At 59.7% G+C, this 16,005-nt stretch carries 19 protein-coding genes; 8 read left to right on the plus strand and 11 right to left on the minus strand.

Features of this window, described 5'->3' with window-relative positions; translation table 11 throughout:
- Window positions 1-82 precede the first annotated feature (82 nt).
- From ACR0AD_RS12650 to ACR0AD_RS12660, 3 genes are all read right to left on the minus strand, one after another.
- Window positions 83-970 (minus strand): PhzF family phenazine biosynthesis protein, encoded by an 888-nt coding sequence (locus ACR0AD_RS12650; protein WP_480487575.1) that lies wholly within the window; start codon window positions 968-970, stop codon window positions 83-85.
- Between the two features lie 93 nt (window positions 971-1,063).
- Window positions 1,064-1,288 carry a DUF1150 family protein gene (locus ACR0AD_RS12655; protein ID WP_209504776.1) on the minus strand — a complete coding sequence of 75 codons (225 nt, stop codon included), beginning with the start codon at window positions 1,286-1,288 and terminating at the stop codon, window positions 1,064-1,066.
- A 5-nt stretch (window positions 1,289-1,293) separates the two neighbouring features.
- Window positions 1,294-1,707: an Hsp20 family protein gene (locus ACR0AD_RS12660; protein WP_209598037.1), complete on the minus strand. Its 414-nt coding sequence runs from the start codon at window positions 1,705-1,707 to the stop codon at window positions 1,294-1,296.
- 163 nt (window positions 1,708-1,870) lie between these two features.
- Here ACR0AD_RS12660 and ACR0AD_RS12665 point away from each other — a divergent pair, with 163 nt between their 5' ends.
- From ACR0AD_RS12665 to ACR0AD_RS12680, 4 genes are all read left to right on the plus strand, one after another.
- The gene (locus tag ACR0AD_RS12665; protein WP_209504778.1) at window positions 1,871-2,095 is read left to right on the plus strand and encodes a YdcH family protein; all 225 of its coding nucleotides are present in this window, start codon (window positions 1,871-1,873) and stop codon (window positions 2,093-2,095) included.
- A gap of 76 nt (window positions 2,096-2,171) precedes the next feature.
- A complete protein-coding gene (purE, locus tag ACR0AD_RS12670; RefSeq protein WP_267362974.1) occupies window positions 2,172-2,657 on the plus strand; it encodes a 5-(carboxyamino)imidazole ribonucleotide mutase in 486 nt (161 codons plus the stop codon).
- Window positions 2,654-3,409 (plus strand): NAD(P)-binding domain-containing protein, encoded by a 756-nt coding sequence (locus ACR0AD_RS12675; RefSeq protein ID WP_480487573.1) that lies wholly within the window; start codon window positions 2,654-2,656, stop codon window positions 3,407-3,409. The genes purE and ACR0AD_RS12675 overlap by 4 nt, the downstream gene beginning before the upstream one ends.
- A gap of 2 nt (window positions 3,410-3,411) precedes the next feature.
- A complete protein-coding gene (locus tag ACR0AD_RS12680) occupies window positions 3,412-4,479 on the plus strand; it encodes a 5-(carboxyamino)imidazole ribonucleotide synthase (RefSeq protein WP_480487571.1) in 1,068 nt (355 codons plus the stop codon).
- A 65-nt stretch (window positions 4,480-4,544) separates the two neighbouring features.
- Here ACR0AD_RS12680 and ACR0AD_RS12685 read toward each other — a convergent pair whose 3' ends face one another.
- The 6 genes from ACR0AD_RS12685 to ACR0AD_RS12710 form a co-directional block, all read right to left on the minus strand.
- Complete coding sequence (locus tag ACR0AD_RS12685) at window positions 4,545-5,696, minus strand: alpha-D-ribose 1-methylphosphonate 5-triphosphate diphosphatase (protein WP_480487570.1); 1,152 nt, start codon at window positions 5,694-5,696, stop codon at window positions 4,545-4,547.
- Window positions 5,693-6,466 carry an alpha/beta fold hydrolase gene (locus ACR0AD_RS12690; protein WP_480482253.1) on the minus strand — a complete coding sequence of 258 codons (774 nt, stop codon included), beginning with the start codon at window positions 6,464-6,466 and terminating at the stop codon, window positions 5,693-5,695. The genes ACR0AD_RS12685 and ACR0AD_RS12690 overlap by 4 nt, the downstream gene beginning before the upstream one ends.
- A gap of 29 nt (window positions 6,467-6,495) precedes the next feature.
- Window positions 6,496-7,347, minus strand: coding sequence for a DMT family transporter (locus tag ACR0AD_RS12695; protein ID WP_480482255.1), 852 nt, complete (start codon window positions 7,345-7,347; stop codon window positions 6,496-6,498).
- Window positions 7,348-7,592: 245 nt separating this feature from the next.
- Window positions 7,593-9,230 (minus strand): chaperonin GroEL, encoded by a 1,638-nt coding sequence (gene groL / locus ACR0AD_RS12700; protein ID WP_267362982.1) that lies wholly within the window; start codon window positions 9,228-9,230, stop codon window positions 7,593-7,595.
- Window positions 9,231-9,283: 53 nt separating this feature from the next.
- On the minus strand, window positions 9,284-9,571 hold the full coding sequence (groES, locus tag ACR0AD_RS12705) for a co-chaperone GroES (RefSeq protein ID WP_170536247.1): 288 nt from the start codon (window positions 9,569-9,571) through the stop codon (window positions 9,284-9,286).
- A 152-nt stretch (window positions 9,572-9,723) separates the two neighbouring features.
- Complete coding sequence (locus ACR0AD_RS12710; RefSeq protein WP_480487567.1) at window positions 9,724-10,398, minus strand: DUF2161 domain-containing phosphodiesterase; 675 nt, start codon at window positions 10,396-10,398, stop codon at window positions 9,724-9,726.
- A 109-nt stretch (window positions 10,399-10,507) separates the two neighbouring features.
- Here ACR0AD_RS12710 and ACR0AD_RS12715 point away from each other — a divergent pair, with 109 nt between their 5' ends.
- From ACR0AD_RS12715 to ACR0AD_RS12730, 4 genes are all read left to right on the plus strand, one after another.
- Window positions 10,508-11,488 carry a TraB/GumN family protein gene (locus tag ACR0AD_RS12715; RefSeq protein WP_480487565.1) on the plus strand — a complete coding sequence of 327 codons (981 nt, stop codon included), beginning with the start codon at window positions 10,508-10,510 and terminating at the stop codon, window positions 11,486-11,488.
- Between the two features lie 110 nt (window positions 11,489-11,598).
- Entirely contained in the window at window positions 11,599-12,519 is a 921-nt protein-coding gene (locus tag ACR0AD_RS12720; RefSeq protein WP_480487564.1) for a manganese-dependent inorganic pyrophosphatase, read from the plus strand.
- Between the two features lie 191 nt (window positions 12,520-12,710).
- Window positions 12,711-13,586 (plus strand): HAD family hydrolase, encoded by an 876-nt coding sequence (locus ACR0AD_RS12725; protein WP_480487562.1) that lies wholly within the window; start codon window positions 12,711-12,713, stop codon window positions 13,584-13,586.
- A 101-nt stretch (window positions 13,587-13,687) separates the two neighbouring features.
- Window positions 13,688-14,131 carry a MaoC family dehydratase gene (locus tag ACR0AD_RS12730; protein WP_267362989.1) on the plus strand — a complete coding sequence of 148 codons (444 nt, stop codon included), beginning with the start codon at window positions 13,688-13,690 and terminating at the stop codon, window positions 14,129-14,131.
- A 75-nt stretch (window positions 14,132-14,206) separates the two neighbouring features.
- On the opposite strand, the gene ACR0AD_RS12735 is transcribed toward ACR0AD_RS12730, so the two are convergent.
- Both ACR0AD_RS12735 and ACR0AD_RS12740 read right to left on the minus strand, forming a co-directional pair.
- Window positions 14,207-15,196, minus strand: coding sequence for a methylenetetrahydrofolate reductase (locus tag ACR0AD_RS12735; RefSeq protein ID WP_480487560.1), 990 nt, complete (start codon window positions 15,194-15,196; stop codon window positions 14,207-14,209).
- Window positions 15,193-15,774, minus strand: a complete 582-nt coding sequence (locus ACR0AD_RS12740) for a methylenetetrahydrofolate reductase C-terminal domain-containing protein (protein ID WP_480487559.1) — start codon at window positions 15,772-15,774, stop codon at window positions 15,193-15,195. Before ACR0AD_RS12740 ends, ACR0AD_RS12735 begins: the two co-directional genes overlap by 4 nt.
- Window positions 15,775-16,005 lie beyond the last annotated feature (231 nt).

Raw genomic sequence — 16,005 nt, forward strand, 5'->3', positions numbered from 1 at the left:
GCAGCGGCCTCCGGTTTTCGGGGGCCGTTTTTTTTGACGGGCTGAGGTGTTGGGGGAAGTCGCCGGGTGTGAGCCGGTTCGTTTATTGCGCGTTCTCTGGCAGATCAACCTGCCCGCGCATCAGGATATGCCCCTGACCGGCTACCTTGATTCCCGTCATCGCGTCGGTGGGGCCAACGCGCGTGACAACGGCCTGACCGGGGCGGCCCATATCGTGGCCCTGTTCCGCAACGAAACTGTCTTTGGTCATCAGCCCGTATTTCCACAGATAAGCCGCCATGGCCCCGGTGGCAGACCCGGTAAACGGATCTTCGGGCGGGCTGGGCGGAGCCATAAGCAAGCGCGAGAACGTATCGCCCGCGTCGGTGGCCCCTTTGAGCGTCACGAGGAAAGGCTCGGCCATGTCCGAGCCGGAATACCCTGCCGTCGCAGCCACTTTGCGCAGCGCGTCCTCGGACAGGCGGGCCGCGCGCAAAGCGTCATGATCGCGCAGAACGGTGACACAGAAGGGTAAGCCGGTTGAAACCATCCGGGGTGGCGAGATGATGGCATCTTGTGGCAGGCTGATCGCCTTTGCCACCAGATCGGCTGGCACATGCGCACCAAATTGCGGTGCGATCTGCGTCATCTCAATCTGTTCGCCCTGCAATCCGATCGAAACGATGCCAGCGCCGGTTTCCAGCGTCAGATTATCACCGGAGATCATGCCGCGCGACCGCATCGCCGCTACGGTGGCAATCGTCGGGTGCCCGGCAAAGGGAATTTCGCGGCTGGCCAGAAAATAACGGACGCGGATGTCGGCCACGTCGGACGGGCCGGTGAATGTGCATTCGACCAGAGAGGTTTCGCGCACATAGGCCATGCAGACCTCGGCCGAGAGACCCGCGCCGCCGTGGACCACGGCACAACCGTTGCCGCCGAATGCACGATTGGTGAAGGCGTCTACCCAGTCGAATTCAAACCAGCCCATGCAGTCGGCTCCGTTACAGGTTAAAAGCGGCAGTTTCGCCGATGCGCGTGTGTTGCGGGGAACGTTACAGCCCCACCGGGACAAAGGGGTCGTTCAGTGAACGGCCACAGGTGAAAGGTCGTGCTGACGGGCCAGAACGAAGGCCAGCTTGCGGTCGGCCACAAGTGCCAGTTGCTGCCCATCGGAATCGTGCACGGCATAAAGGTGATCCAAATCACCTGCCTGATCGCGCAGATCACGCGGCAGATCGGCAACGTCGACTGTTTTCACATAGACGATACGATCGCCTTCGGTGTTGATTTCAATCGGTGTATTCATTGCTCTTACCCCTTCCGTATGTTGATTGTCTGAACCACGGTTTCCGGCATAGCGCGGGTCAGATCCACATGCAGCAGACCGTTTTCCATGATCGCCTCTCCCACCTCGACCCCGTCGGCCAGCACGAACATGCGCTGAAACTGACGCGCCGCGATGCCACGGTGCAGGAAGATGCGCCCCTCGCTGTCGTCGCGCTGACGGCCCCGGATCACCAGTTGGCGATCCTCGATGGTGATCGACAGATCCTCTTCGGCGAACCCGGCCACCGCAAGGGTGATGCGGTAGGAAAAGTCCGAGGTCTGTTCGATGTTATAGGGCGGGTATCCTTCATTACCGGCCTTTGCAGACCGTTCCAGAAGGCGTTCCAGCTGCTCGAACCCCAAAAGATGCGGGTATGAGCCAAGAGTAAGTTTCGACACGTATTTTCGTCCTTTATTGTCAAAGCGACGTGGTGCGCGGTCCCGTTCCGGCAACCGCTTGTTATAGAATATGGGAAGAAACCAGGATGTCCACAAGGTCTGGCGCGATAACGTCTGACACACTATCTTGTTGGGCAAGCACCACAACAAGCCCGAGTCGCCAATGAACGCGCCCACCGACCTTTCGATGAAAACCGATGAAGTTCTGCGGGTTGAATTGGAGGTTTTCCGCCGCCAGCACCGCGACCTTGATGAGGCGATCGAGGCGCTGCACGAAAAAGGAACGGCTGATCAGTTGACCCTTAGGCGCCTGAAAAAGGAAAAACTGCGCCTGAAAGACTTCATCCGCCTGATAGAAGACCGCCTGACCCCCGATATCATTGCCTGAACGCCCTGTACCGCATTGCCACAAAAGCGGATTTGGCTATAGTGCGCGCTCTTTCTGAGCGCGGGGACATAAGCGGATGAGCGATGTGACAGTGGGGATCATCATGGGCAGCCAGTCGGACTGGCCCACGATGAAGGAAGCCGCAGATATTCTGGATGAACTGGGCATCGCTTATGAGGCGCGTATCGTTTCGGCCCATCGCACCCCGGACCGGTTGTGGGACTATGGCAAGACCGCCGTGTCGCGCGGGTTGCAGGTGATCATCGCGGGCGCTGGCGGAGCGGCACATCTGCCGGGTATGATGGCCTCGAAAACACGCGTACCGGTGATTGGCGTGCCTGTTCAGACGCGGGCCCTGTCGGGCGTGGATTCGCTGTATTCCATTGTGCAGATGCCCAAGGGCTTTCCCGTGGCGACCATGGCAATCGGGTCCGCTGGCGGGGCCAATGCGGGCCTGATGGCAGCGGGCATTCTGGCCTTGCAGGATGAGGCCCTGGCCGCGCGGCTGGATGCCTGGCGTGACGCGTTGTCCGCCTCAATCCCCGAGGAACCGCAGGGATGAGCCGGATCGGGTTTATCGGCACCGGGCATATCGCCGCGCCGATTGCGCGGCTGATGGCCGCCAAAGGGCATGAGATCAGCGTGACAGAACGCAACGCCGAGGTCTCGGCCGCCCTGAAGGCCGAACTGGGCGTGACTATCGCGCCGCCGCAAGCGGTGATTGACGCCTCGGACATCGTGTTTCTGTGCCTGCGCCCGCATATCGCGGCCGAGGTTCTGGCCCCCCTGACCTTTCGCGCCGATCAGCAGGTTGTTTCGGTTATGGCGGCCGTTTCCGCCGAAGATTTGGCCAAGCTTTGCGCCCCTGCGTCGGATTTCGTCCAAACCATCCCACTGGGGTTCTTGCAGTCCGGTGGCTGTCCGATGGCGGCGTTCGGCAATGACCGCTTGCTGGCCGAGCTGTTTGAGCCGGAAAACCCCGTGGTCAAGGTTGCGGATGAGGTGGCGCTGAACGCGCATTTTGCCATTTGTGCCATGGTTCCCGGCATTCTGGATCTGATGGCCACCGGGGCCGAATGGCTGGGTGACGTAACCGGCGATGCGGACGGGGCCGAGTTCTATACCACGCAGTTGATGGCGGGTTTTCTCGCCGCGATGGAAAAAGGCACAGCCGGGCGGTTGGCACAGGAGCGCGACGCTTTGGCGACCGAAGGTACTTTGAGCCTGCAAATGACGGGCACCCTGATCGAACAGGGCGCGCATGAGGCGCTGAGAGCGGCGCTTGGCGCAATTGGAAAACGTTTGGAGAATTGACGATGGCGGAGATGCTCGCCCAAGGTGCAGTGATTGGGATTCTGGGTGGCGGCCAGCTGGGCCGGATGCTGTCGGTGGCGGCCTCTCGGCTGGGGTTTGTCAGCCTCATCTACGAGCCGGGCGCAAACCCGCCTGCCGGGCAGGTTGCGGATCGGGTTACGACAGCGGCCTACGACGATATCGACGCCTTGACGGCCTTCGCCGATGCGGTGGACGTCATCACCTATGAGTTCGAGAACATCCCGACCGAGGCATTGGATATTCTGGAAGCCCATCGCCCCATTCGTCCCGGGCGTGAGGCATTGAGGGTCAGTCAGGACCGCCTGACCGAGAAGACGTTCCTGCAGGGGCTTGGCCTGAAAACGGCTCCGTTTGCGGATATCACCGATCTGGACAGCCTGAATGCGGCCATCGAAGAAATCGGCGCCCCCGCCATCCTGAAGACCCGCCGCTTTGGCTATGACGGCAAAGGACAAGCCAGATTGCGCACCCCCCGGGATGCCGAGGCCGCGCTGGCCGATATGGCTGGTGCGCCTGCCCTTCTGGAGGGGTTCGTTGATTTCTCACACGAGGTTTCGATCATTGCAGCGCGGGGGCTGGATGGTCAGGTGGCCTGTTTTGATCCGGGTGAGAATGTGCACCGCGACGGCATCCTGCACACCACCACCATCCCTGCCCGACTGTCCCCCGCCCAGCGCACCGATGCCATCCTGCTGGCGGCCAATATCCTGAACGCGCTGGAATATGTCGGTGTCATGGGCGTTGAGCTGTTCGTGACACCCGGCGGGCTGATCGTGAACGAGATCGCGCCGCGCGTGCATAACTCGGGCCACTGGACGCAGAATGGCTGCGCCGTGGATCAGTTCGAACAGCACATCCGCGCTGTGGCGGGCTGGCCGTTGGGCGACGGGCAGCGCCACTCGGATGTGGTGATGGAGAACCTGATTGGCGACGATATGGACCGTGTGCCCGAGCTGGCGCGCGAACGGGACGTCGCGCTGCATCTTTACGGCAAGGCCGAGGTCAAGGCCGGTCGCAAGATGGGACATTTCAACCGGATCAAGCGGTAGAATATCGCGCTACGGCGCGATGCCTTCGGCGAGAGTATTTGGAAAAAGGTGAAGCTGGTCTGGTTTTACCCCACAAAGCGGGTTGCGATATCCCCAGACATATAGCTGACGCGCCCGCCCGCCAATGTCGCGGCGACCCGGTGAGTGCTTGCATCAAGGATTACCAGATCGGCGCGTTTGCCCGCGGCAAGCGTGCCCCGGTCCTGCAAGTCCAGCACCCGCGCGGGGCCGGATGAGATCAGCGCCCAGGCCCCTGCGAGATCCAGCAGCCCGGTTTTGATCAGCATCAGCGCCGCGCGGCGTGGACTGGGATAATGGTAATCCGAGGCCAGGGCATCACAGAGCCCCATGGCGATCAGCTCTACCGCGCTGGCGTTGCCCTTATGCGAGCCACCGCGGACCACATTGGGCGAACCGAGAATAACATGATCCCCGGCAGCGCGCGTCGCCTCGGCGGCTTCAAGCGTTTCGGGGAACTCGGCAATGCGCACCCCTTGGCGGCGCCACCAAGCGCGCGCCTCGGCAGTTGCGTCATCGTGGCTGCCCAGACACACGCCCATGTCCGCAAGGTCCGAACAGAGCGCTTCTAGCGCCGCCGGAACCTCAGCCTTGCGGGCGTGCATGTCGAGCAGCATCGCAAAATGCGCCTCTGGGTTGCGTCCGGCCTTCAATGCCTGCCCGGTCAGGCGCGGTGGTTTCTTGCCCTGTGCCAAACGATCATGCGGCAGGTGATCATTGAAGACCACGTATGGCACCTGCCAATCGGCGATGCGACGGGCCAGCCCGTCGTAATCCGCGAGCATATTGGTCTCGAACCGCAATTGCGGGATCAGATCGGTGACCGTGCTGCCCTTGACCGCTGCGATGGCCGCAAACACCTGCGCGGCAAAGTCCGGGCCGCGCACGCCGCCTTCCCAGCTGTAAAACTGCGCCAGAACGGCTGTGGTGATGCCGCTGGCGGCCAGTTCGGCCTCGACCGACAGAATGCCCTCATTCATCTGCTTCATCGCGCCGCGACGTGGGGCGATATGGCGTTCGAACCCATCGCCGTGCAAGTCGACAATACCTGGCAGAACAAGAAACCCGGTCAGGTCAATCCGCCGCCCGGTTGCGTCTTTCTGAATGACCCCACCTGCAACGGAAAGCTCCGCGCGTGACAGCCCTTCATCCGGTAGCAGAACCTCGGCACCGGTCAATGTCAGTTCCAATGTGGTCATTCTGATGGCTCCGCCCCCGGTTCCGAGCAATTCTGCCCGATGCAGATCTCGTCTATTACGTCCATCACACCGTCCAGCCAAGTGATCTGGGGATCGAACCGACCAAATTCGATAAAGTGCAGAGCCTGTGCCATGACCTGCGGGTTGTTCATCATGAAAGTGTGGGTCACCGGCAAGACGAGATGATCGGCCATGCCTTCGACTTTGGTGGATTCGACCGACACCTTGCCATCGTCCGGGCCGTCGATCAGAGATGAAAACACGAGGTTCAGGGACTGATCACCTGCGATGACCCCCAGTTCGAAATCCACGGGCGGCAGGCGGCTGGGAATACTATCCGGGCCCGTACCCAGTTGCAGTCCGGCCGGGCCGTTCAGGTATCCGAACACCTCCCACGCGCTGAGTTCATCGACCAGCTGGCTACCCTGATTGGGCGGCCCCAGCATGACGACACGGCCCATGTTTTCAGGGCTGTGGTCCTGTAACCAGTATCGCAACAGGATGCCACCCATGGAATGCGCAACGACATTGACGGTGTCACTGCCGCAGGCTGCAAATGCTTGCGGGATGGTTTGTTCGGCCAGTTCGGGGATACCGATTTCGGTCGATGGGTAACCGGGGCGCACGACGGAATAGCCATTCGCTTTGAACAGTTGCTCCATCACGCTGAATGACGCCTCGGTCCGGGCCAGACCGTGCAGCAGGACAACGCATTTCGCGCTGGCCACGGCGGGAAAAAGGCAACAAAGCAGGGCGATCAGAATTCTCATACCCGCCAGATAAAGCCTGTGCGCCTGCGTTAAAAGCCCTTCCCACGTTGACGTCGCAGGACAGCCAGCGCGATACCGCCCAAAACCAGTGCCGCACCAACAAGCAGCCGCACACCCGCGCTTTCCCCCAACAGTACCACGCCGCCCACAATCGCGATCACCGGCACGCTGAGCTGGACGACCGCCGCCGTTGAAGGTGCCAGCCGGGGCAGAACGCGATACCACAAGGCGTATCCCAGACCCGAGGTCACGCCACCTGACAAGGCCGCAAGGAGATAGCCCAATCCGGTCATGTGCCACTCTGCCCCTGTGGCCATCAGGGCCAGCGCGGTTACCGGCAGCGCGACGATGAAATTTGCGGCCGTGCCCTGCAACGCATCAGGCTCGGACCGCCCGACCAGTGAATAGGCTGCCCAGCCGATCCCGGCTGCAATCATCAAAACGGTTCCGGTTGGATCGACCTGCACTGTTCCTGTGGGCCACAGGACACAGGCCAGACCACCCAGTGCAATCGCTGCCCCGGCCAGCTGTCGTCGGGTGGGTTTGACCCCGGCAAGGGCGGTGGCGGCGAACATAGTGATCTGCACAACGGCAAACAGGATAAGTGCGCCCAGCCCCGCATCCAACGTCAGATAGGCAATGGAAAACCCGATCATATACAGGGAAAGCGACCCGGCCCCGATGACGCGCCTGCGGTTGCGAAGGGGCAAATGTCCTCTACGCAGCAGGATCAGTGCGGCCAGAACCAACGCCCCCGCCAGAACCCGGATAATGGCAAACCCCGCAGGATCACTGGACCCGCTGTCGATAGCCAGCCGGTTCAGAATGGAGTTCGCCGCAAAGGCGCACATGGTCAGGGCGGTCAGAAGGAACAGTCGCATTTCAACCACATACCGACTTGGCGGCGCGTTGGACACTCACAATTCGGGCACACGCGGCCCAGCCTTCATCTTTTACAAAATACTCCCGCCGGAGGCATGGCCGCATTGCGGCCATCGGAAATGAAACGGGGCCGCCAAAAGGCGACCCCGTCCGTTAGCACTTTGCTTCCCCTCTCGACAGCTTGACCTTGCAGCCAAACGCCTGTCAGGGGTCGTCGGAATTCGCTTAGGCGAATTCGACGTGCTTACATCATGCCGCCCATGCCGCCCATGTCGGGCATGCCGCCAGCAGGTGCATCTTTTTGCGGTTTGTCTGCAACCATCGCTTCGGTGGTGACCAGCAGGCCGGCAACCGATGCCGCATCTTCCAGAGCGGTACGGACAACTTTGGCCGGGTCGATCACGCCGAACGAGAACATGTCGCCATATTCTTCGGTCTGAGCGTTGAAGCCAAAGGCCGGATCCGAAGATTCGCGCACCTTGCCTGCAACAACCGCACCGTCAACGCCTGCGTTTTCGGCGATCTGGCGCAGCGGCGCTTCGATGGCCTTGCGCACGATGTTGATGCCTGCGTCCTGATCAGCGTTTGCGCCTTTCAGCGATTCCAGTGCTTTACCGGCCTGAACCAGAGCAACACCACCGCCTACAACGACGCCTTCCTGAACGGCTGCGCGTGTTGCGTTCAGAGCATCGTCCACACGGTCCTTACGCTCTTTCACTTCAACTTCGGTCATGCCGCCGACGCGGATAACGGCAACACCGCCTGCCAGTTTGGCAACGCGTTCCTGCAGCTTCTCACGGTCGTAATCCGACGAGGTTTCTTCGATCTGGGTGCGGATCTGAGCAACACGTGCTTCGATCTCGGCTTTCTCGCCAGCACCGTCGACGATGGTGGTTTCGTCTTTGCTGATCTCGATCTTCTTGGCGGTGCCCAGCATGTCCATGGTGACATTCTCAAGCTTCATGCCCAGATCTTCGCTGATCACCTGACCGCCGGTCAGGATTGCGATGTCCTGTAGCATGGCCTTACGGCGATCGCCGAAGCCCGGTGCCTTGACAGCAGCAATTTTCAGGCCGCCGCGCAGTTTGTTGACAACCAGAGTTGCCAGCGCTTCACCTTCAACGTCTTCTGCAATGATCAGCAGCGGCTTTTGCGACTGGATCACCTGCTCGAGCAGAGGAACCATCGGCTGCAGCGAGGACAGTTTCTTTTCGTGCAGCAGGATCATGCAGTCGTCGAGTTCTGCGATCATCTTGTCTGCGTTGGTGACGAAGTAAGGCGACAGATAGCCGCGGTCGAACTGCATACCTTCGACAACATCGGTCTCGGTTTCCAGACCTTTGTTTTCTTCGACGGTGATGACGCCTTCGTTGCCAACCTTCTGCATCGCGTCCGCGATCTGCTGGCCAATTTCAGCTTCGCCGTTGGCCGAGATGGTGCCAACCTGAGCAACTTCTGCCGAGTCTTTGACTTCGCGCGAAGCAGCACGGATGCCTTCGACAACTTTGGCGGTTGCCAGGTCGATGCCGCGCTTCAGGTCCATCGGGTTCAGGCCCGCTGCAACCTGCTTCAGGCCTTCTTTTACGATGGCCTGCGCCAGAACGGTCGCGGTGGTGGTGCCGTCGCCGGCTTCGTCATTGGTGCGGCTGGCGACTTCTTTCACCATCTGCGCGCCCATGTTTTCGAACTTGTCTTCCAGTTCGATTTCCTTGGCAACCGAAACACCGTCTTTGGTGATGCGCGGTGCGCCGAAGGATTTGTCCAGAACCACGTTGCGGCCTTTAGGGCCCAGGGTCACTTTGACAGCATCCGCCAGAATGTTGACGCCTTTCAGCATCTTGTTGCGGGCATCGGTGTCGAACTTGACGTCCTTTGCAGCCATGTCGTTTCTCCTTGAGAAAATGTGTTGAGTGGAAGATCAGAGAAAGCGCGGGCTTACTCGATGATCCCCATGATGTCGCTTTCTTTCATCATCAGCAGCTCTTCGCCGTCGACCTGGACCTCGGTGCCCGACCATTTGCCGAACAGGATCTTGTCGCCAGCCTTGACCGCCATTGCGATCAGCTCGCCGCTGTCCTTGCGCGCGCCTTCGCCGGTTGCGACGACTTCGCCTTCGCTGGGCTTTTCTTTTGCGCTGTCAGGAATGATCAGTCCGCCGGCGGTTTTTTCATCGCTTTCGGTACGGCGAACCAGCACACGGTCATGAAGCGGTTTCAATGCCATCTTTGCAGCTCCTTGGGCTCAAAGTTTTGTTTATCCTCCCCTCGCCATTCGACGAGGCGTTAGCACTCGGTGTGTGTGAGTGATAACGACGCATAGCTAGGGAGTCTAAAACGCCGAGTCAACAAGGTGTTTGGGATTTTTTTGAGAACGGCCTAGTCGGCCTGTTCCCAGCTGTAGGCCCAGTGTTTCAAGCCGTCTGTTCCCTCAGAGGTAAGTGCGTAGACACCTTTTTCAACCTTCTCGAACCAGCCATAGTGATTTTCCCGCATCAACCGGGTGGCGACCGGAACACCCACCGATCTGGCGACCTCGCCCCCTTTGGCCGGGCCGTGTTCGGCCAGAAAGGCCGCGCATTTCAGCGCATCCTGGCGGTAGGCCGTCACGATCCCATGACGTGTCGCGCCCCCGGAATTGGGGTCGCCCTCCAGCCGGTCGAATTCGCGCAGCAGCCGCGCCGCCCTGGCCTTGTTCTTGCGCGGCGCATAGGGGCCCGGATCGCATTGCACCTCGACCGTGCCATCGGAACGCACGGTGATCAGACCCAGACCAAGCCTGCGGCACAGCGCAATATTGTCCCTGAGCGCCCGTCGGGCCGTGCGCCCGGTGGGTTTGCTGACCCCGATATAGACCTGATCCGTGAGTTTCAGGCGGGCAATTGCCTGATGGAACAGGGACAGCGTGAACCTGAGCTTGAGCTCGACAATCACAGGCGGCTCGTCTTCGCGCATCGCGACGATGTCGGCAGCGCCCACTTCTCCTTTGACGATGTATCCCTGACGCTCCAAGAGCGCCTTGATCGGGGGATAGAGGTCCTGCTCGCGGTTCATGGGCCTATGCTACGCAGATTGTTGAGGAATACCAGACGGGTTGCTTGAACATGGGTCGCAGGCATGGCTATGTCTGGAACACCTTGATGACACAACACCGGATGGGTTCATGCGCCTGCTGACATTTCTTGCTTTTCTAATGGCCCCGATCACGGCTGCGGCTGCGTGCGATGGGCAGGACCTGCGCCCGCAGCTGTCGGATGACGCGCGGGCCGAATTGCAGCGCGCGGTGGCGGACATCCCCTTTCCTGAAGGCAACCACTGGATTGCGCGCAAGGATGACACGGTTCTGCACATCATTGGCACCCTGCACACGTATGACGAACGCATGGAAAAGGTGGTCGAACGCCTGTCTCCGGACCTGAGCAAGGCTGACGCGTTCTATTTCGAAGTCACACAGACTGACATGGACGCATTCGAAAAAAACCTGGCCAATAATCTCAGCGCTGTAATGATCACATCCGGGCCGACCCTGATCGACCTGATGGGAGATGAAGACTGGGCCGCATTCTCGACCGCGTTGAACCAGCGCGGCATTCCCGGCTGGATGGCGGCCAAAATGCGACCGTGGTTCTTGAGCATGATGCTGAGCATCCCGCCCTGCATGATGGAAGATCCGAACGGGACCTACGGCATGGACGCCCGCCTGAACGATCTGGCCGCAGAAAACGGCATTCCGCAACACTCGCTGGAACGTATCGACGACCTGATCGCCATGTTCGACAGTCACCCGCTGGAACAGCAGGTCGAGTCACTGGTGCGCCTGTCCGGGGCGATGATGGGAAGCAACGATCAACTGGCCACCATGGCCAATGGATATCTGGAAGAAAAGCACGCCGAGATCATACAATTTGCCCGCCTGCAGGGGTTCGAAGAATCCGGGCTGAGCCGGGACGTCTTCGATGAGGAATGGAACGGGTTCGAGCAGCAGATGCTGGTCCAGCGGAATGCCCTCTGGATGGAGCATATTCTGGCCATCACGGATCAGACAGCGGTGATCGCGGTCGGCGCAGGTCATCTGAGTGACGACCACGGTTTGCTGAACCAGCTGGAGCAGGCCGGATACACGCTGACACGCGCCTCTTTCTAAGCCGGTTCAGCGGTTTTCAGACCAAGCGTCGCAGACGGGCTGCTGTGGCGTGACAAGGACGTTTGTCCGCCCTATAAGGCGCGCAAATTTCCATTCCGCAGGACGCTGACATGACAACGCTCGTATTTGGTCACAAATCCCCCGACACCGATTCCACAGGCTCGCCGATCCTGTGGTCGTGGTACCTTAACGAAATCAAAGGTGTGCAGGCCGAGCCCGTGCTGTTGGGCGAACCCAACACCGAAGCGGCATTCATGCTGGACAACTGGGATCTGCCGAAGCCACGTATCCTGAACGATCTGGCCGCGGACACTCCGGTGGTCATCGTCGACACCAACAACCCCGCCGAACTGCCCGCCAACGTCAATGACGCAGACATCCGCGCCATTATCGACCACCACAAGCTGGTCGGTGGTCTGGAAACCAAAGGCCCGATCGACATCACCGTGCGCCCGCTGGCCTGCACGGCCACCATCATGGTCGACCTGATGGGTGACGATGCGGCCAAGATGCCTGACGCCATCAAGGGCGCGGCACTGACCTGCATCCTGTCGGACACGCTGGAATTCCGCTCGCCCACCACCACGCCCCATGACCGCGAGGTTGCTGAGCGGCTGGCAGCCGAGCTGGAGCTGGATATCTCGGCTTACGCGGCAGACATGTTTGCGGCGAAATCGGATGTCTCGTCCTTCGCGGATGCCGAACTGATCCGCATGGACAGCAAGGAATACGAGGTCGATGGCACCAAATTCCGTGTCTCGGTTCTGGAAACCACTGCGCCGGGCGTCATTCTGGACCGCAAGGCAAGCCTGGCGGGTTCGATGGTGGATGTCGCCAAGGAAGACGGTGTCGATCAGGTGTTGCTGTTCGTCGTGGATATCCTGAACGAGGAAGCCACTCTGCTGGTGCCCAACGATCTGGTCAAAACCGTTGCCGAGAAAAGCTTTGGTGCATCCGTCGATGGCGACGCCGTGGTTCTGCCGGGCATCATGAGCCGTAAAAAGCAGATCATTCCGAACCTGAAGGTCTGAAGAAACACGCGGGGTCTGTCGTTCTGAGTAAAACGGACCCCGCATTATTGGTCTTCGGCCTGCGCATCCGGCATTGCGCTTGGGCAGACCTGTACCCGACAGATGAAATACAGGGTGGCCACCTATCGATTGGTGGCCAATCCCTTGCCAATCGGTCATAAGGCTCGTGCAGTTTCAGCTTGAGGCCACATATGACCCAGATCGTTCACGCGCTTTCCGAAATCTCTGCCCGCTACAAAGCGTTGTTTGTCGATCTGTGGGGGTGCGTTCACAACGGGATCACGGCCTATCCCGAAGCTGTTGCAGCCCTTCAAGCCTATCGCGCGGACGGGGGGCTTGTCGTGCTGGTCACGAACTCGCCCAAACCCCGCGCGGGTGTGGCCGAGCAACTGGTGCAGTTCAATGTTCCCGCAGACGCCTATGACACCATTGCCACCAGCGGCGATTCCGCGCGGTCGGCGATGTTCCGTGGCGCTGTCGGGCACAAGGTTTACTTCATGGGGGAATGGCAGCGCGATGCGGGCTTTTTCGAGCCACTGAAACTGCTGCACCACCCGATCCATATCGAACGTGTCCCGCTAAGAGAGGCCGAAGGGATCGTCTGCTGTGGTCCCTTTGATCCGATGGCTGACCCGGTCGTGAACCGCCCCGATTTCCTCTATGCCAAGCAGATGGGCATGAAGCTGCTATGCGCAAACCCCGATATTGTTGTCGATCGCGGCGAGGTGCGCGAATGGTGTGCCGGCGCTTTGGCAAAGCTCTATACCGAGATGGGCGGCGAGAGCCTGTATTTCGGCAAACCGCACCCGCCGATCTACGATCTGGCGCGCCGCAGGTTGCAGGAACTGGGCCATGATATCCCGGATAGCGACATTCTGGTGATCGGCGACGGCCCCCATACGGACATTCTGGGGGGCATGGGTGAAGGCATTGATTCCCTGTTCATTTCGGGCGGGCTGGCGGCGGCCGAGACAAAAACGTCGCACCATCCGGATCACGAATCCCTAACAGCTTATATCGAAAGGGAAAAGATCAACCCGACCTACACAATCGGTCGATTGAGATAGCAAGAAAAGACTTGATTTTCTGCAACTGCGAAGTAATAAAGTTGCCAACCTAGGCCGGATAGTGGTTTTTTCTTTCTCGGTCGATTTCGAGTGAGGGCAACATGTTGGACAATCTTCCACGCGGAACGATCTGTATCGAAGACATCGAAATGGGCATGTCCCGCCACCTGCGCAAAGTGGTGACGGACGAAGATATCGAGATGTTTGCGCAGATCTCGACAGACCGCAATCCGGTGCATCTGGATGATGATTATGCCCGCGATACAATCTTCGAAGGGCGCATCGCGCACGGGATGCTGACAGCTGGGCTGATTTCGGCCGTGATTGGCGAACAACTGCCGGGCCATGGCACGGTCTATATGGGGCAGTCACTGAAGTTCCTGGCCCCCGTGCGCCCCGGTGACATGGTTTACGCCGAGGTCAAAGTTATCGACATCGACTTTTCCAAGCGTCGCGTCAAACTGGATTGCCATTGCTCGGTCGAGGGCAAGAAGGTTCTGATCGGTGAAGCCATGGTACTGGCCCCGTCGCGCAAGTTCGACTGATCGGCGAACACTTCCATGCAAAAGGCGCCCGACCGGCGCCTTTTTTGTTTGGACGCTGTTTTTTGCCTGTGCCTTTCAGGACGGTCGGGCGCGTTTTCGCCCTTTCAACGCACCGGATTCCAGAATGATCTCTGACACCACGTGTTCGCGCCTGTAGGCCATCACATGAACGCCGGACACCCCCGCGATATCGCGGATCTGCTGGATCAGTTCGATACAGATCTTCTTGCCCTCGTCAGCTGGCTTTTCGGCTTTCTCCATCCGCTCGATGACCTGATCGGGGATGTGAATGCCGGGAACATTGCTGCGCATCCAGCGTGCCGCACGCGCTGACGCGATGGGGCCGACGCCCGCGATGATGAACACTTTCTTGTCCAGCCCCGCATCCCTCACCCGCGCCATGAATTTCTCGAACAGCGGAATGTCGTAGATGTAATTGGTCTGAATATACTCGGCCCCGGCCTCAACCTTCTTTGCCAGACGGTCAGGTCGCCAGTCATAAGGCGGGATACAGGGGTTTTCGGCAGCACCAAGGAACAGTTGCGGCGGGCGCGTGATCTTACGACCAGAAAGGAACATTCCCTGATCGCGCATCGTGCGGATCGTCCGCAACAGGGTCAGGGAATCGAAATCGAAAACCGGTTTTGCCCCCGGCTGATCCCCGACGCCGACGCCGTCGCCGGTCAGGCACAGCACGTTACTGACGCCCAACGCCGCAGCCCCCAGAACATCTCCCTGAATGGCAATCCGGTTCCGGTCGCGGCAGGAAATCTGATAGACCGGAGAATAACCCGCGCGCGTCAGCAAGGCACAAATCCCAATCGAGGACATGTGACAGTTCGCGCCCGAAGCATCGGTTGCATTGATCGCGTCAGCCACTTCACCAAGCGGTTGGGCCGCCTGATAAACATCCTCGGGGTCGGCACTGTCGGGTGGGTTCAATTCGGCGGTGACTGCGAAACGGCCTGAACGGAGTACCTTTTCCAACCGGCTGTGCGACACATATCCTTGGGGAACCGGAACATAGCCAATCGGCTCCACCTCGTTGCGATGGGTATCACTCATTTCTTCAGTTCCCGGTTTATCGCGTTGGGTGGTTCGGCGGCCAGTGGTGCCGCAGAAGGTTCATTCTCGCGCGCTTCGGGGAATGCCTCGGCCAGCGCCAATCGGGCAGCATCCCGGGTCTCGCGCTCGTGCGCTGCAATCTCGCGGCTGACCCGCAACCAGGATGACGAGCCTTTCAACGTGTGCTCCACCGGTGGCAGAACTTCTTTTATCTTGTCGGCTCCGTTCCGCATGCGGCTGGCTCCGTTCCAGGCCAGGGCCCAGACACATTTCATATCCGGCTTCACCTCACAAAACTCGCCGGGACGTACGCCGCCACAGGGGCCATTGCGCAATTGCTTTGGGCAGTTCATCGGGCAGGACATGCCGGTGGATGACAACACGCATTGCCCGCACATCTTGCAATCGAACAACAGGGTTTTGACGCCCTTCTCGACCAGTGCGATGGGGCGTTCGACGCGGTTATATCCGATCTTTGCAAATAGCGGGTCCATCGCGACCATGCCGCGTTCGACACATTTATAGATCCACTCGAAAGTGCGGGCATGACGAATCGCGAACAGTCGCATTCGGTACATGGGTCTGCCTCCTGTGCTGGGTTCATTCGAACCTCGCCGGGCTTTGATCCGGTGCGCCTTAATCCAGGGAACCGGATTTTCAGTCTAAACCCGGAGTTTTTTTTGAATCAAGCGGTTGGAGGCGCTTGGCCTGAAATACTTGGATTGGCCTCGTCCATTTCCCGGCCAAGCGAAATGTTCAGAGCTCAATCACAGGATCACATTCTTGGAATTCAAACTGCCGCTTGAACA

Source organism: Ruegeria sp. BH8 (genome assembly GCF_056538065.1).